The sequence below is a fragment of the Alloacidobacterium dinghuense genome, assembly GCF_014274465.1.
GTDB lineage: Bacteria > Acidobacteriota > Terriglobia > Terriglobales > Acidobacteriaceae > Alloacidobacterium > Alloacidobacterium dinghuense.
This window is the reverse complement of the sequence record NZ_CP060394.1, coordinates 134,506-150,178: the sequence shown is the minus strand read 5'-3', so window position 1 is coordinate 150,178 and position 15,673 is coordinate 134,506. Positions and strand designations below refer to the sequence as shown.

Genomic DNA, 15,673 nt, shown 5'->3' with positions numbered 1-15,673 from the left:
TTGCAGCTTGACGGCACTGTCTGCTTCAGGATTACTTCTCTCAGGCTGCACGGTCGGCCCGAATTATGTACGTCCGGCAGTGCCTACGCCTCCGGCTTTCCAGGAGCCTGCAACAACGAGCAATGCGACTCTTCCTTCCTCGGCTGCATGGTGGGAGGTTTTTCGTGATCCGAAGCTGAACGAGCTTGAAGTCCAGGCGGAAAAAGCTAACCGCGACATCGGCATCGCTGTTGCGCATGTTGATCAGGCGGATGCGGCAAGGCGCTCGGTACGATCGAATCTTTATCCGACAGTAGCTGCCCAGCCTTCTGTCTCACGAACACGCGAAGCTCAGCAACGTCCCAACAATGGCAATACCTATGGTCAAGCATCCACATACAACGACCTGCTACTGCCGCTAACCATGAGCTATGAGATTGATGTCTGGGGTCGAGTCCGGCGTATGGTGCAATCGGCAACAGCAGCGGAACAAGCTTCGCAAAACGACTTGCGTTTCGTGAAGCTGACAGTTGCAGCATCTGTCGCAACCGACTATTACATGCTGCGCGAAACAGATTCTGAAGTTGTAATTCTCCAGGAAACTGAAAAAGATTTACAACGCGGATACAACATCACAGATGATCAGTTTCGCCATGGCCTGATCAGTGAGCTTGCAGTCAAGCAGGCTCAGACTTTGCTCGAGCAGACGCGCGCGCAGATTGAAGGACTGCATATTCAGCGCGATCAGTCGGAACACGCCATCGCCGTGCTGACTGGACAGACAGTGGAAGGCTTTCATATCAGCCCCGATGTCCAGTCCGTCAACGTACCGCGCATTCCACCCGGCTTGCCGTCCGATCTGCTTGAACGACGTCCGGACGTTGCCTCGGCTGAACGCTTGGCAGCTTCAGCGAGCGCACAGATCGGCGTTGCCAAGGCTGCGTATTATCCTCAGTTCTCTCTCACCGGATTCGCAGGATATGAAAGCAGCAATCCAGCGTCGCTTCTTAATTGGCAGAACACGATTGCATCTCTTATGGGGTCAGCTGTAGCACCGATCTTTACAGGTGGAAGGCTGCGCGCCAATGTAGATCAGGCCCAAGCTGCATATCGCCAGGCAGTCCTGCAGTACGAGAAATCTGTACTTGTGGCTTATGGTGATGTCGAAGATCAACTCGCGTCCATTCATTATCTTGCGCGTCAGTCTCAGGCGGAAGCGAGCGCTGTCGCAGATGCAAAACGCGCAGCCGACATTGCGTTGAACCAGTATCAGGCTGGTCTCGTCAGCTATCTGGACGTAGTTGTTGCGCAGCAGACGCTGCTAACCAACGAACAGACTGCTGCGCAGGTTAACGGCGCCCAGGCAGTGTCCACGGTTGCACTGATTCGTGCGTTGGGAGGCGGATGGCAGTCGGGTACGGACATCACGGCCCTAAAGCCACATTCGTAATGAGCAACTCCAACTGTTCGCCCGCTGCGAAATATTGTGATGGACTGCGTGATCCTCGTGCTTGGAGATGTGTCCTTTTCAAGGCGATGCAAATTGACCGCCGCACTAATTCTTGATTCCTGACAAAAAGGCCTGCTGGACGCGGTTGAAGCTGCGTCCGCGCAGAATGGCGGCAACGATGGTGCGAGTCGCGCGCGCGTCACTGAGGTGCACGAAGCGGCAGCCGGCGTTCCGGTCTATCGCCATTTCTGGGACGAGCGAGATGCCAACCCCGGCGGCGACCATTCCAAAAAGGCTGCTGAACTGGTCGCTCTCGAACGCGATACGCGGCGTGACGCGGGCGTGGACGCAGGCAGCGATGCTGAGGTCGCGGAAACAGTGGCCGTCGCGCAGCATGACGAAAGACTCTCCTCGGAGGTCTTTGAGGGCAAGCGATTTTACGCTGGCGCGGGGATGATCCTTGGGCAGCACGGCGAAGAGTGGTTCGGTGCTAAGGGGAAACAACTCCAGGTCTTTGTGACGCAGCGGAAGAGCAAGAATCGCAAGATCGATCGACAGGTCTCGCAGGCTTTCGACCAGGATCGGCGTTGTTTCTTCAACAATGCGCAGCTTCGCATCAGGGTACTTCTTCGTGAAGGCCGTCGTGCAGCGCGGCATCAGGTAGGGCGCAATGGTCGGGATAACGCCTACGGCCACGCTGCCGCGAACGTCCGCGCACTTATCGGCCACGCTTGATCGCGCCGTCTCCATCTGGCTCAGAATTGAGCGGGCGTGGGGCAGAAAGGCACGACCGGCCTCGGTGAGGCGCACGCTTCGCCCCAGGCGGTCGAAGAGTTTTGCACCCAGATCTTCCTCAAGCTTAAGAACTTGTTGCGAGAGCGAGGGCTGGGCGACCTGGCAGCGCTCGGCGGCGCGGCTGAAACTTCCTGTTTCCGCGATAGCACAGACATAACGCAGCTGATGAAACTCCATAGTTGGTGCCTATACTCCGGATGGAAGCTATCTATTGGAACTATCTCTCTCCATGATGCTACATTCATTGAGTCGAGACAAATGGAGATATTACTGCGCGTGTTTTATCACGCGACTGGAAGAATGATGGCATTGCGAAATGCGAGATGCCATAAACACAACATCCACTGATTGAATGCCTGGGTTCCAATCGGGACCTGAAATCGGACTGAAACAGCAAAGAAGGAGAGATCGCATGTCAACCGCAGCAAAGTGCCCGTTCCATCACACCGCCGGTGAAGGCACATCGAATCGTGACTGGTGGCCGAAGCAGCTAAATCTGAACATTCTGCACCAGCACTCGCCCCTGTCCGATCCCCTTGGCAAAGACTTCAACTATGCCGAAGCGTTTAAGAGCCTTGACCTGGAAGCCGTGAAGAATGACCTTCGTGCGCTGATGACTACTTCGCAGGACTGGTGGCCGGCGGACTTCGGCCACTATGGGCCATTATTCATTCGCATGGCGTGGCACAGCGCCGGAACGTACCGCACCGGCGACGGCCGCGGAGGCGCGGGATCCGGTCAGCAGCGCTTCGCTCCTCTAAACAGCTGGCCCGACAACGTGAGCCTCGACAAAGCGCGTCGGCTGATCTGGCCGATCAAGCAGAAGTACGGCAACAAAATTTCATGGGCCGACCTCATCGTTCTCACCGGCAACGTCGCTCTGGAATCGATGGGCTTTAAGACTTTCGGCTTTGGCGGCGGCCGCGAGGACGTCTGGGAGCCGGATCAGGACGTCTACTGGGGCACGGAAACCACCTGGCTGGGCGGCGATCTTCGCTACGGCAAGGGGCAGTCCGGTGACGGCGTGCTCGTAGCCGACGCGGAGATGCATGGCAGCGAACATGATCGCACCGCCGGTGGCTCCAATGAGCGAAATCTGGAGAACCCACTCGCAGCAGTGCAGATGGGCCTGATCTATGTGAATCCGGAAGGCCCCGACGGCAACCCGGATCCTCTCGCCGCAGCTCACGATATTCGTGAGACCTTCGCCCGCATGGCTATGAACGACGAAGAAACGGTAGCGCTGATCGCGGGCGGTCATACCTTCGGCAAGACTCACGGCGCCGGACCGTCGTCTCACGTGGGACCTGAGCCTGAAAGCGCCGGCATCGAGGCGCAGGGCCTCGGCTGGAAGAGCAGCTTCGGCACTGGCAGCGGTGGGGACGCGATCACAAGCGGCATTGAAGTCATCTGGACGACCACGCCGACACAATGGAGCAACCAGTTCTTTGATCACCTATTTCGCTACGAATGGGAACTGACCAAGAGTCCGGCCGGAGCAAATCAGTGGAAGCCGAAGGGCGACGCCGGCAACGGAACAGTGCCTGATCCGCATGACCCGTCAAAGCGTCGCTCGCCGTCGATGCTGACAACGGATCTCGCTCTCCGCCTCGATCCTATCTACGAAAAGATTTCGCGGCGCTTCTATGAGAATCCAGATCAGCTCGCAGACGCCTTTGCCCGTGCGTGGTTCAAGCTGACGCATCGCGACATGGGGCCGCGTGCGCGTTATCTCGGCCCGGATGTTCCTGCCGAAGATCTCATATGGCAAGACCCCATCCCCGCAGTCGATCACAAACTGATTGATGAGCAGGACATTGCCACCCTAAAGAACAAGATTCTGGCTTCGGGACTACCGATCTCGCAACTGGTCTCTACGGCCTGGGCGTCGGCGTCCACTTTCCGCGGCTCTGACAAACGCGGCGGCGCGAACGGCGCGCGCATTCGTCTGGAGCCGCAGAAAGACTGGAAAGTGAATCAGCCGGATCAACTGGCGATTGTGCTGAAGACGCTCGAAGGCATCCAGAGCGAATTTAACAGCAGTCAGTCCGGCGGCAAGAAGGTATCGCTTGCTGACCTGATCGTCTTGGCCGGCTGCGCAGGCGTAGAGCAGGCGGCTAAGAATGCGGGGCACACTGTGACCGTTCCTTTCTCGCCGGGGCGCACCGACGCCTCACAGGAACAGACCGATGTGGACTCCTTTGATGTGCTCGAACCGATCGCGGACGGCTTCCGCAACTACCTCAAAAGCAAATACCGCGTGCCGGCCGAGTCGCTGCTGATCGATAAGGCTCAGCTGCTGACGCTCACCGCGCCTGAGCTTACGGTGCTCATCGGCGGCATGCGTGCGCTGGGTGCGAACTTCGGAGAAACCGAACATGGTGTCTACACCAGGCAGCCAGGAGCGCTGACCAACGACTTCTTCATCAATCTGCTCGACATGGGTACGGAGTGGAAGCCGGTCTCAGACGCGCAGGACATGTTTGAAGGGCACGATCGCAGAACAGGTGAACTCAAGTGGACCGGCACGCGTGTCGATCTCATCTTCGGTTCCAATGCCCAGCTCCGGGCGCTGGCCGAAGTCTACGGAAGTTCAGACGCGCAGGAGAAATTTGTTCATGACTTCATTGCGGCCTGGAACAAGGTGATGAACCTTGATCGCTTCGACCTTGCGTGAACTCGGAAGATAGCCTTCAGCTTACACCGCTCGAACCTCGACCCTATCCGGGATAAGGTCGAGGTTCGAGCAATTTCGCTTTCCCCGTTCTTAGCCAACTCTCGCTTCGAACCGCGGCGTATCAGGGCTTTAAGAGCGATTCTGCAAAACGGGCGGGAATAGCAAAATTCGACCCCCCGAAGTCACGTACCATCGCAAAATTGATACCAATAACCTGGCCTTGATCATTGAAGAGCGGGCCGCCAGAACCGCCGTGGGTGGTCTGGGCGTCATAAATGATTTTGTCCGGCAGTACATCGCCGATGTGTCCCTGAGTGGCGACAGGCTTGATCAAATGACGGTGCGCGAGCTCTTCCATCACCTCTTTCGGATCGCCCTTCGATGACGCCGCAATCGCCTGAAGAGTAGCTGCTCCAGTTCGTGCCAGAATCGCATCCACGCCGGTAGGATAGCCAAGCAACAGTACCGGACTGCCACCGACAGCCGAGTCGCGCCCATCGGCCAGCGCAATATGCCGAATACCAAGCCCTGAAACATTTCCTTTGACGAGTGCAACATCTGCGTCGGAAGAAATCTTCTTGGTTGTGATCGAGATGCCATGAGTCACGCTGGGGAAATAAGCCGTCATCTCAGCAATCTCCGGATCGAGCCCCTGATCGAGCATCTCCTTAATCTCGTCGTTCTGCCACCAGGGTTCGGCGACGTGATGGTTAGTGAGGATCTGTCCATCATCGGATGCAAGAAATCCGGTGCCAAAAACATCGAGGTGTACCTCTGGACCGATCCCTGTAAGGCTCACTAAGGGATTGTTGGACTTGTCGGTCTCAGGCTCGCCGGTGCTTGTCAGCGCCGCATAGTGCAATTTCAACCCGGTATCGTGATCGCGGAAGGCGAGCGCAACATGGATGAGACAGACGCTCGGCTCATCGGCCTCGATGATTGTGTGTGCAGCTTTTCCTTCGGTTTCGAGCTTCTGAAGGCGGCCTTCCACTGCCGATACCTGGTCTTTGAGAGCAACATTGTCTTCCGGTTGGCTGCTTGTGGTTCGCGCCGTCTCGTTTCCGAGGCTCTGGAGAGAACGTTGCATCAGGCTTTGTTGCGAGAGCGCGCCGGTTTGCAGTCGTGTAATAGCGGCATAGACCCTGACGTTTTCTGCATGTCCACGACGGTAGAAGGAGAATGAGACAAGGCCAACAATGATAAGCACAGCAACAATGGCTACGGCGCCCAGAAGCAGCGTCCGTCGCTCCTCGTTCACCGCCGTTACCACTTGCCGATTGGTGTTCTCGTGCTCCTCGGTAAGGCGAAGCCGCTCCCCAAGCTCGTCAGCGACCTGTTTGCTCTTAAGCTGAGAGCGTATCCGCGAAAGGAACTCGGGTGGATCAAGAGGCAGCGACAATGCATCGTCGGCCCCGAGATCCAATCCCCGAGTTCGCTCCGCCGAACTCCCATGAACTAACATCACAACTCGCACATTGCGAGTGTGCTTTGAACCTTTGATCTCAGAAAGAAGGTCGCAACAATCAAGCTGCGGTGGGTCCGCCCCGAGAATGACGAGGTCAGGCTCGAAAGCGAGAACGGCTTTCATTCCCCCGCTGTAGTCGGTTGAGACCTCGTATCCAGAGTCTCTCAACGTGGCCGCGAGGGCTTCTCTCAGGAGATCGTCAGATTCCACTACTAATAATTTCGCATTCTGGTCGTTCATAACATCCCATCCCAGGTGTGGCCTAAACAGAATCTCAGCCCACTGTAACGTGGCCGACGCCGATATCTGCGCCCTTCATTCATGCGTTGCTGTCTGTTAAAAGCACGATCAACGACAAGGTTGTAGGAATGGTGCGCTCGGCGCCGTACCACGGTCCACACGGACTTCGGACTTCTCATCTCGCAATCTCAGCAGCAGACGTGACCTTAACAATATCCTGCTTCATTAGATAAAACGACACAGCCAGCAGCACCACATCTTTCATCAGGAAAGCAACATTTCCGACCATTGCCGGAAATCCGCCAGCGGAAGCGGCCCAGCCATCCGGCATGAAGGGGATGATCGTGACCGTCGCGATGAAGGTAAATATTGACCCGAGAGCTCCCAACACTCCCAGTTTCTTGTTCCAGAACCCCGCCAACAACAACGCCCCGAACAGCCATTCGGAGACGCCCAGGAAGTAAGAGGAGCCTTTGATGCCAAAGACCGGATACATCCAAAAGATGAGAGCCCCGTGGGTAAAAAATGGAATCAGCCCCTGCGCTTCATAGTTAAACCATTTCTGATACCCGAAGAAGAAATAGATGATCACCATCGATGCGCGAACGAGATGGTTGTCAAGCTCTCCTTTGAAGAGGCTCGTTTTTGATAGGAGCCTGATGAGCATTTTCACGATTTTGTCCTTTCCAGGCGAGGCCACGCGATTTACTGTTGTCAGCCTCTGCTGCACAAGAAGTATTCTGAAGGAAGAGATGATACGCATTGTCACTAAACGTCTCCTTCAGATATCCTGTAGTCTCAAATGGATCGACTGACGCCTTTCTTCGAAAGATTTTCTCTCACGGCTCGTGTGTTCTATTCGGGACGCCTGTGCGGAAGTACCGGTAATCATGACAGCGAATTCGCTGGCCATCTTCACGTGCTCAAGAAAGGAAAGCTGAAAATCATTCAGCCAAATGCTCGTCAGATAGTCATTGATATCCCGAGCATCGTGTTTTTTCCACGCCCTCACCGCCACCGTCTTCGTGGCCCTGAGCAAGATGGCGCCGAACTCGTATGCGCCACCATCGAATTTGGCGCCGGAATGTTGAATCCCCTCATTGCGTCATTTCCTGAGCCGCTCGTCCTTCCGCTCGATGCCCTTCCCGAACTTGCGCCGACACTGCGGCTTTTGTTCTCAGAGGCCTTCTCAGAATCACCAGGCCGTCAGGCCGCCATCGATCGATTGTTCGAGTATGTCTTTGTGCTTCTCATACGATCAGCAATGAATGCGCGCCTGATCGATAGCGGAGTCCTGATAGGACTCAGTGATTCTCGTCTGGGCAGGGCAATTGAGGCCATGCATAAACACCCTGGGACATCCTGGTCGCTCGAACAACTGGCGCAACATGCTGGCATGTCTCGTGCGCGCTTCGCCGCCCACTTTCGCCGGGTTGTCGGCGTCACACCATTCGATTACCTGACAAATTGGCGCCTGGCGGTTGCCCAAACAATGTTGCGTAAAGGCAATTCGCTGAAACTCATCGCGCCCGCTGTCGGATATGCGAATGCGACAGCTCTATCGCGAGTCTTTACGCAACACCTCGGATTGCCGCCCTCCGAGTGGCTTGCTCACAGTCAGATTCAGACAACTCCTACAGGGAGTTGATCGAGTGCGGCCACTGTGCCAACCTCATGGATCGCCAAATGCCTTGATCTCGACCGACTCGAGAATTAGTCCTATTATGTATATGTAATGTCTGGACGCGACTATCTCGGCGAATTCGAACACATAACTGTTCTTGCGTTGCTTCGGCTGGAAGATCGCGCTTATGGCGTTACCGTGCGCCAGGAGATCGAGCAACGAACGCGACGCGAGGTCTCGATCGGAGCTGTATACGCAACCCTTGACCGCCTGGAAGCCAAAGGATACGTCACGTCTTACATGGGGGATCCAACCCCCGAGCGCGGTGGACGTTCAAAGCGTTTCTTTCGCGTCACGGCGAAGGGATCGGCAGCTGCAAGCCGCACACATCACGCTTTCCAACGCATGGCAGATGGTCTCAATTTCACTCGGAGCTTCGCATGGCATCAGAATCACGAGCCGCCCGCCCTCCGCGTATAGCGGATTGGCTGATAAGCCTGTTCGCCGTTCTTGACGAAGCTGAATCCATTCTCGGCGACTTGCAAGAGGAATTTTCTCTGAAGGTATCGAGATTTGGCCTGGCCTTCGCGCGACGGTGGTATTGGTCGCAGACGCTGAGAACTGTTGTGCATCTCGCGAGCGTCAGTGCGCGAACTCGCCCATGGTTGACAGCTTCCGCAGTTGTCGGTGGTTTCTTGGTTCGGAAAGTTCTCGGTCCCTTGGTAGAGCCTGCTATGTTTGCGCTGATTGAAAGGTCTCAGTTGCTCGAACGACACTTTGGCGCCTACAAATTCTTCGCATCAACTGGCATCGATGCGGCGCACCTTCTCGTGTTCCTGATCGTTGGCTTTGTCGTTGCCCTCGTTGCCGGAGAAGTAGAAATAGTGGCAACAACGACCTTGGCCATGATTTACGCTGCAATGGCTGTCGTCGCGTCTGTTTACATCGTCAGCAGTACAAGGGACAGCGCAATGCTTTGGCGGCTGACGTGGTATTTTGCTGATTCCTTCGCGATCGTCTTGGCCGGAGTCATCATCCGAACGCGTAGAAGATATTCCACGGTTTGAAGTGAGCCGTGCCGCCGATTCAGCGAGCCCTTCCGAGATCGGACAATTCCAAGGCCTGTTGCATGCCGACATATGTGTCGTGGCGCAAGCCATCTACTCTCTCGAAGCGCTGTCGGCCCTCGTTCTGTTTTGAATGGCATTAATGTTTTTGTGACATTCCCTTAACAACGGGCGACTATTCCCTTGATCTTGGGTATTTCTCGCAGCCAATCGATTCGAGGATAGTCAGGTATTGATTGGTTAACAGAAGGATGGTTGCCCGCTCCTCTTCCTATTCCAGTCGGTCTAGCAGGCGAAGCATATTGATTCCAGGGGTCCAGAGCTGTTGCCCATGAAAATTCTGGTTGTCGAAGATGAAGTCAAAACGGCGAAGTTCCTCAAGAAGGGGCTCAATGAAGCGGGCTTTGTCGTCGACGTAGCGAGAGGTGGTTTGGAAGGCCTCCACCTGGCGAGGGAAGTTGAGTTCGATTTGCTCATTCTGGACGTCATGCTGCCCGGCCTGGATGGCTGGCAAGTGCTTACCCGATTGCGCGAGTCAGGACGACGGTCCCTTGTCCTTCTCTTAACCGCCCGCGATTCAGTACAGGAGCGCGTACGAGGATTGGAACTCGGTGCTGACGACTACCTTGTGAAGCCGTTCGCCTTCTCAGAATTGCTGGCGCGCGTCCGTTCGCTGTTGCGCCGGGGGCCCTCTCGACCCCAGGAATCCATCCGCATGGCTGACCTGGAAATTGATCTGTTGCGCCAGCGTGCGACGCGGGCTGGCCAACGGTTGGATCTGACTTACAAGGAGTTTCTCCTCCTCACACTGTTGGCGCGCCGAGCAGGCGAGGTGCTGTCCCGCACCTTGATCGCCGAAGCGGTTTGGGACATGAATTTCGACAGCGACACAAATGTCGTAGACGTCAATGTCAGGAGGCTGCGCGCCAAAGTGGATGAACCCTTTCCGCTGAAGTTGATCCATACCGTACGAGGCGCAGGCTATGTCATGGAACATGACCAGTAGTATCGGCCCCCTCGGAAGATGGTGGGGTACTCTGGCCTTCCGGTTAACCGCGGGCTACGCGATTTCCGGCCTGCTCACGGTGTTCCTCGCTACCGCCGGGCTTTATGTGGTGCTGGTCTCAGAGCTTGAGCGAAGCACGGATCTGTTCATCGCGGACAAGCTGAATGTGCTCGGCACGATGCTGCGGGAAAGGCCTGATGACATCGACGCCCTGCGGGAAGAAGTTGAACTGGAATCAGCGGCACGCCGATACGAGCAGTTTTATATTCGTCTACTGGATCAACGAGGAAATCAGTTGATGGCGACGCCGGGCATGGCGGAGCAATTGGACCTGCCGCAATTCATCGCCCAAGCCCAGAGTCACCCGGATCGCGCCATTGCGTTGATGGGAAAGCAAGGGAAGCCATTTCGCGTCACGCGTGCGGCAGTGCCCGTGGGCTCGCCGCCAACTGATACCGACATCATTCAGATTGCGGTTGACGTCTCGCAGAAAGAAGAGTTGCTGGCGCGCTATCGGCGTTGGTTCGGGGCTATCATGCTGGGAACGTTTGTGATCTTCCCGGTAGCCGGATATCAGATCGCGCGCCGCGGCATTCGTCCCGTGGAAGAAATGGCGACCACGGCTCGCCACATCAGCTCCAGCAATTTGCACGAGCGCATTCTCCCGGAAGGGTATCCGGTTGAGCTGGCGTCGCTGGCCGACACCTTCAATAAAATGCTCGATCGTCTGGAAGAGTCCTTCGAGCGCATCTCCAGATTTTCCGCCGATATCGCCCACGACTTGCGCACACCGGTGAATAACATCCGCGGGGAGGCAGAAGTGGCTTTGGCCCGTGCTCGAACCGTCGACGAGTACCGCGATGTGCTCGGATCCTGCCTGGAAGAAACCGTGCGTCTATCTGACCTCATCGGCGATCTCTTGTTCCTTGCCCGCGCCGAAAGCCCATTGAACCATTTGCGTCGCGCAACCGTAGATGTGCACGAATTGCTCGGCAGTGTTCGCGAATACTATGAAGCTTCGGCGGCAGAGGGTGGCATCTCGCTCATGACGGCTGTCAGTACAGGGCCGGTGATCGGCGAACTGGACCGTCCGTTGATACAACGGGCGGTCGGTAATCTGATCGCAAACGCCTTAGCGCATACACCGCCAGGTGGAACCGTGATACTTGAGTCGAATACCGAGCATTCCACGATTCGCATCGAAGTTTCCGATACAGGAGACGGCATTCCGCCCGAAGCTCTCCCCAGAGTATTCGATCGTTTCTACCGTGTAGATACGTCGCGCTCGCAAACGTCAGGCGGCACCGGTCTCGGGCTAGCCATTGTCCAGAGCATCATGGTGCTTCACGGCGGCCGCGCGGAAATTGCGAGTCAACCGGGCCATGGCACGCGGGTGACTCTGCACATACCAGCCGCGTGATGATTACCCCGCCCCGGTCTGGCGGCGATAGAAGAGGATCTGCTTCTCTCCATTTGGGCGCTCGCGAGTTCTCTGGAGCGTTGCGCCATTCTCGATGAGTGACCACGTCTCTTGCGAGTGAAGAATACGCCCATCTTCGTGTTCCTCGATCGTGAAGACGAGGCTCGAATCCGTCCAGACGACCGATGTGTGGAATTCGTCTCCGTCCGCGCCCGTCGATACGGAAGCTCGTCCATCGGTCGTGTATTTCTGCACTGCGTGCCCGGAGATTTGCGAACCATGTGAAATCGACGTTTCCACTGTGAGTTCAGGGTTGTGATGTTCGATATGCAGCGTTACATCGCCGCTGCGCTTCGGTTGGCAGCGATCGTTATCCTGCTTCCACAGGCCCGAGAAATCCGGCATGGCCTGCGACCACGCCGCGACCGTCACCATCCCGAGCAGAAGCATGCTCAGGCCGATTCGCATCGAGCGATGTATCAACTTCCTGCTGTTTCTCATGCGCATCTCACGCTCAATCCGCACGGCGACTGATCTGCCGCTGCAGCATGGATATGTTGACGAACCTCAGAATGCAAACCGCAGAGCGAACTGAATCTCACGCGGCGTTCCCGACCCGATCGGGCTCACAGGCGTTGTTGTGTTCACCGTCTGGGTAATGCTGCCGAAACCGGGAACGGCGAAGGTGGCATTCGGCAGCCCATATTGCGGATGATTGAAGATGTTGAAGAACTCCGAGCGGAATTCGAGACGCGCTCGCTCTCCCAACGAAATCGTCTTGGCAACGCCGAAATCGATCTGCCATGCACCCGGGCCACGTACGATATTTCGCGGCGCGTCACCGAATGTTCCGGCAGCCGGCAGAGCAAACGCCGCCGGGTTGATCCATTCTCCGATGCTCTTGCCTCCGGTCGGAGTCACCGTGACGCCGGGCACGAGGTCGGGCCGCTGATCCGTGCTGTTGCCGTCCGGCACGCTCGCCGAGGAACGATTGACCAGCACATTCACTGGGAAACCGGTTCGAGCCAATGCTACCGAAGTCACTTCCCAATCGCGGGCAATGCTGCTCAGAATTCCCGCTTGGTTCAAATAGGATCTACCCGGACCGAAAGGCAGTTGATAAATAGCATTGGCATTTACCACGTGGCGTACATCCCAGATGCCGCTGGCGCGCTCGCACTGCGGACAGGCCACATTTTGCGGCACCAGGGAGTCGCCGTCACCGCTGCCGTCGGAGCCGTCGTCGATTTCATGTGACCACATGTAATTGGCCGAAAACAGCAATCCGCGCGAAAACGACCGCTTCACCGCCACCGAGAACCCCTGGTAGCTGCTGGCGTCTTTCGTGCCGCGCCAGCTTACCTGGCTGAAAGCTGGGTATGGACGAACTCCGGTGGCCGCATCGACGACGTTCACTTCCGAGAGCGTCAGGAGATATACGCCATGGCTTCCCACATACGAGACCGTGCCCACAAAATCTCCTGGCAGCTCACGTTGCACTGAAAGCCCCCACTGCTCCACATAGGTGTCTTTGCGCTGCCGGTCCTGAGCTCGCGGCGAAACAATTCCTGTCGTATTCGCTAGAAATGGATCGATGGGATAACTAAGATTCGGGATGGTCTTGTTCGACAACGAGTACGCGAAGACTTCGTTGCTGATGGGCAGGTTCTGGTCGTCTAGCTGCCCGTCTTCGTGATACATTCCGAATCCTGCGCGAATCAACGTCTTTCCATTGTTTTCCGGCGCCCACGCGAATGCCACCCGTGGATCAATATCGCCGTAGTTGGGCCGGCCGAAGCTGGCGCCAACGCCGCAGAATCCCTGCGGTCCGCAGGTGGCGAAGTCAAATGGGTTGGCGCGTCCCTGCACTTCGTGAAATATGTTGAAGAAGCTGTAGCGTGCGCCCAGGTTCACGGTAAAGTTCGGTGTCCATTTGAATTCATCCTGGACATAGCCGTAGTACTGGGTCTTGCGCAGGCCATTGATCGGCAGAGCGCCATTCAAGGTCGCGCTACTAACGCTGTTCTTGTCGAACGCTGTCGTCGAAGCGTACGTGATTGTTCCAGCCTCTGTATTTCCCTGGTTCAGCTGAATACGCCGGATCTCCACTCCAGCCTTCACCGTATGCCTGCTCTTGATCCACGTCAGGTTGTCGATCCAGGAAAACGAATTGCCCACGCCTGTACTGAAGCGGTTGTTGTTCAGCGTAGTGAATCCAGAGACCGAAACCGCATAAGGAATCCCAGTGTGATTGAGATCGTCGGTGTCGGCCGTACCGCGGTTGTATCCGAACTTAAACTCTTCCACCAGATTGGGATTGAAGATATGAAGCAACTCGATAGCTCCGTTGACCGGCGTCGACGTCAGCTGCTGCAGATCCTCGAGGTAATTGCCCGAGCTTGCCAGTGGTTGCGTATTGACCGCCCGGTCGTAGTTGAAGCGCACATAAGCCGTGGTCTTTTCCGTGAAGCGCTGGTCTAGCCGGATCATGGCTGAGTTCTCGTTCACCGCCTGCGTGCCTTCGCTGGAAAATTGATCGATGTTTGGGTCGCTGGTCGGCGCCGTGCCGAGCGGGTATGCGTTCACGATCGGCTCCAGCTCCGGCGAATCCGCAAGAACCTGTGTGCGGAACGCGCTGCTCGGCACGTAGCCGAGCAGCGGAAATCCCCAGCGTTGCCGGTATCCTTCATAGGCCAGGAAGAAGAACGTCTTGTCGCGCACGATGGGACCGCTCAGCGCCCCGCCGAACTGATTCAGGTGAAAAGGCGGCTGTGACGTCGAAGCCGGCACAGGCTGCTGCGCGTCAAAGACGTTGTTCCGCAGATACTCGAACGCGTTCCCGTGCCACTGATTCGTGCCTGATGGAGAGGTAACGGCCAGCTGCGGCCCTCCCGTTGCGCCGCCTTCTGCTGTCGTCAGCATCGAGTCAATACGAAACTCCTCGATTGCGTCCAACGGAATAGAGAGCCGCACGTAAGGTTGCTGCGGCTGGTTCACGATGTTGGTCGCGTCCACGCCGTCGTAAGTGAAATTGTCATCGTCGCGGCCGCGTCCCGCAAATCGAATAGACCGCTGGTTGCTGCCTCCGGTGTCCACAGCGCCAGGCGCCAGCGCCGTCAGCGTTGCCCAGTTGCGGCCGTTGATCGGCAGCTTATCCGCCTGCACTTTATCAATACGTCCACCCAGCGCGTCGGTGCTATCGTCCATCTGCTCCGAGCTGGCCGAGACCTGCAAATGCTCTTCGCCTCCTGCTACCTGCAGCGTTGCATCGAGAGTGCGGGTCCGCCCAATCACCTGCTTCACATCAACAAACGTCAGAGTCTTGAAGCCGGGATGATCGAAAGTGATCGTATAAGTACCCACCGGTAACTCGGGAATGTCATAGCTCCCGGTGGGGGACGACACGGTTTCGCGCTTCAGGCCGGTGTCCGGCATTTCCGCCACCACATGAACACCTGGAATGACTTTTCCCGAAGGATCGGTAATTGTGCCGTCCAAGCCGGCGCGATCGACTTGCGCCACAGCTGGTCCGGCGGGAAAAACAAGGACGCAGGTAGTAATCGCAAGCAACAATGCACGGGTAAAGAGCTGGATGGATCGCATTTTAGCCTCGAAAAAATTTGGGGGGTCGTGGCAGCCAGAAGCAGAATGAAGTTTTAGGCTCCACTCATCTTGCTGACATAGAGTTGACACCGCGGTGTTTGAAGAGTCGTAGGGCGTATGAGTTTCATCGTGTTGCAACAACCCGTAACTTCAGCACAGAGCAGCAGTGCCTCGATTCTTTTAGATTACGAATCTGTAATCGCGGGTGGTTATAGGCACATGACACCGCTATTAACGTTCCATCAAAACCCACACCTCGGCATCCCGGGACTCGGATTTGCCCTTTTTCACCCGATTTCCACTGATACAGAAAAGCGACAGGCGATGTGTTCTTTGCGTTGTCGCGG

General features: G+C 56.5%; 12 protein-coding genes. 7 read left to right on the top strand and 5 right to left on the bottom strand.

Annotation, left to right across the window (positions count from 1 at the left end):
• Nucleotides 1-7 precede the first annotated feature (7 nt).
• Nucleotides 8-1,429, top strand: a complete 1,422-nt coding sequence (locus tag H7849_RS00615) for an efflux transporter outer membrane subunit (RefSeq protein ID WP_186743521.1) — start codon at nt 8-10, stop codon at nt 1,427-1,429.
• Between the two features lie 105 nt (nt 1,430-1,534).
• On the opposite strand, the gene H7849_RS00610 is transcribed toward H7849_RS00615, so the two are convergent.
• Entirely contained in the window at nt 1,535-2,401 is an 867-nt protein-coding gene (locus tag H7849_RS00610; protein ID WP_186743520.1) for a LysR family transcriptional regulator, read from the bottom strand.
• Nucleotides 2,402-2,636: 235 nt separating this feature from the next.
• Between H7849_RS00610 and katG the strand changes: the two genes are divergently transcribed.
• A complete protein-coding gene (gene katG / locus H7849_RS00605) occupies nt 2,637-4,901 on the top strand; it encodes a catalase/peroxidase HPI (protein WP_186743519.1) in 2,265 nt (754 codons plus the stop codon).
• 121 nt (nt 4,902-5,022) lie between these two features.
• Here katG and H7849_RS00600 read toward each other — a convergent pair whose 3' ends face one another.
• Nucleotides 5,023-6,606 (bottom strand): trypsin-like peptidase domain-containing protein, encoded by a 1,584-nt coding sequence (locus H7849_RS00600; protein WP_186743518.1) that lies wholly within the window; start codon nt 6,604-6,606, stop codon nt 5,023-5,025.
• A 175-nt stretch (nt 6,607-6,781) separates the two neighbouring features.
• On the bottom strand, nt 6,782-7,369 hold the full coding sequence (locus tag H7849_RS00595) for a YkgB family protein (protein ID WP_251106516.1): 588 nt from the start codon (nt 7,367-7,369) through the stop codon (nt 6,782-6,784).
• Nucleotides 7,370-7,408: 39 nt separating this feature from the next.
• Here H7849_RS00595 and H7849_RS00590 point away from each other — a divergent pair, with 39 nt between their 5' ends.
• From H7849_RS00590 to H7849_RS00570, 5 genes are all read left to right on the top strand, one after another.
• Nucleotides 7,409-8,254 (top strand): AraC family transcriptional regulator, encoded by an 846-nt coding sequence (locus H7849_RS00590; protein WP_186743517.1) that lies wholly within the window; start codon nt 7,409-7,411, stop codon nt 8,252-8,254.
• An 87-nt stretch (nt 8,255-8,341) separates the two neighbouring features.
• Nucleotides 8,342-8,710 carry a PadR family transcriptional regulator gene (locus H7849_RS00585; protein WP_186743516.1) on the top strand — a complete coding sequence of 123 codons (369 nt, stop codon included), beginning with the start codon at nt 8,342-8,344 and terminating at the stop codon, nt 8,708-8,710.
• Nucleotides 8,671-9,297, top strand: coding sequence for a permease prefix domain 2-containing transporter (locus H7849_RS00580; protein WP_186743515.1), 627 nt, complete (start codon nt 8,671-8,673; stop codon nt 9,295-9,297). The genes H7849_RS00585 and H7849_RS00580 overlap by 40 nt, the downstream gene beginning before the upstream one ends.
• Nucleotides 9,298-9,628: 331 nt before the next feature.
• Nucleotides 9,629-10,303 carry a heavy metal response regulator transcription factor gene (locus H7849_RS00575; protein ID WP_186743514.1) on the top strand — a complete coding sequence of 225 codons (675 nt, stop codon included), beginning with the start codon at nt 9,629-9,631 and terminating at the stop codon, nt 10,301-10,303.
• Nucleotides 10,293-11,723, top strand: coding sequence for a heavy metal sensor histidine kinase (locus H7849_RS00570; RefSeq protein WP_186743513.1), 1,431 nt, complete (start codon nt 10,293-10,295; stop codon nt 11,721-11,723). Before H7849_RS00575 ends, H7849_RS00570 begins: the two co-directional genes overlap by 11 nt.
• A 3-nt stretch (nt 11,724-11,726) precedes the next feature.
• On the opposite strand, the gene H7849_RS00565 is transcribed toward H7849_RS00570, so the two are convergent.
• Entirely contained in the window at nt 11,727-12,224 is a 498-nt protein-coding gene (locus tag H7849_RS00565) for a hypothetical protein (protein WP_186743512.1), read from the bottom strand.
• A 66-nt stretch (nt 12,225-12,290) separates the two neighbouring features.
• Nucleotides 12,291-15,326, bottom strand: coding sequence for a TonB-dependent receptor (locus H7849_RS00560; RefSeq protein ID WP_186743511.1), 3,036 nt, complete (start codon nt 15,324-15,326; stop codon nt 12,291-12,293).
• Nucleotides 15,327-15,673 lie beyond the last annotated feature (347 nt).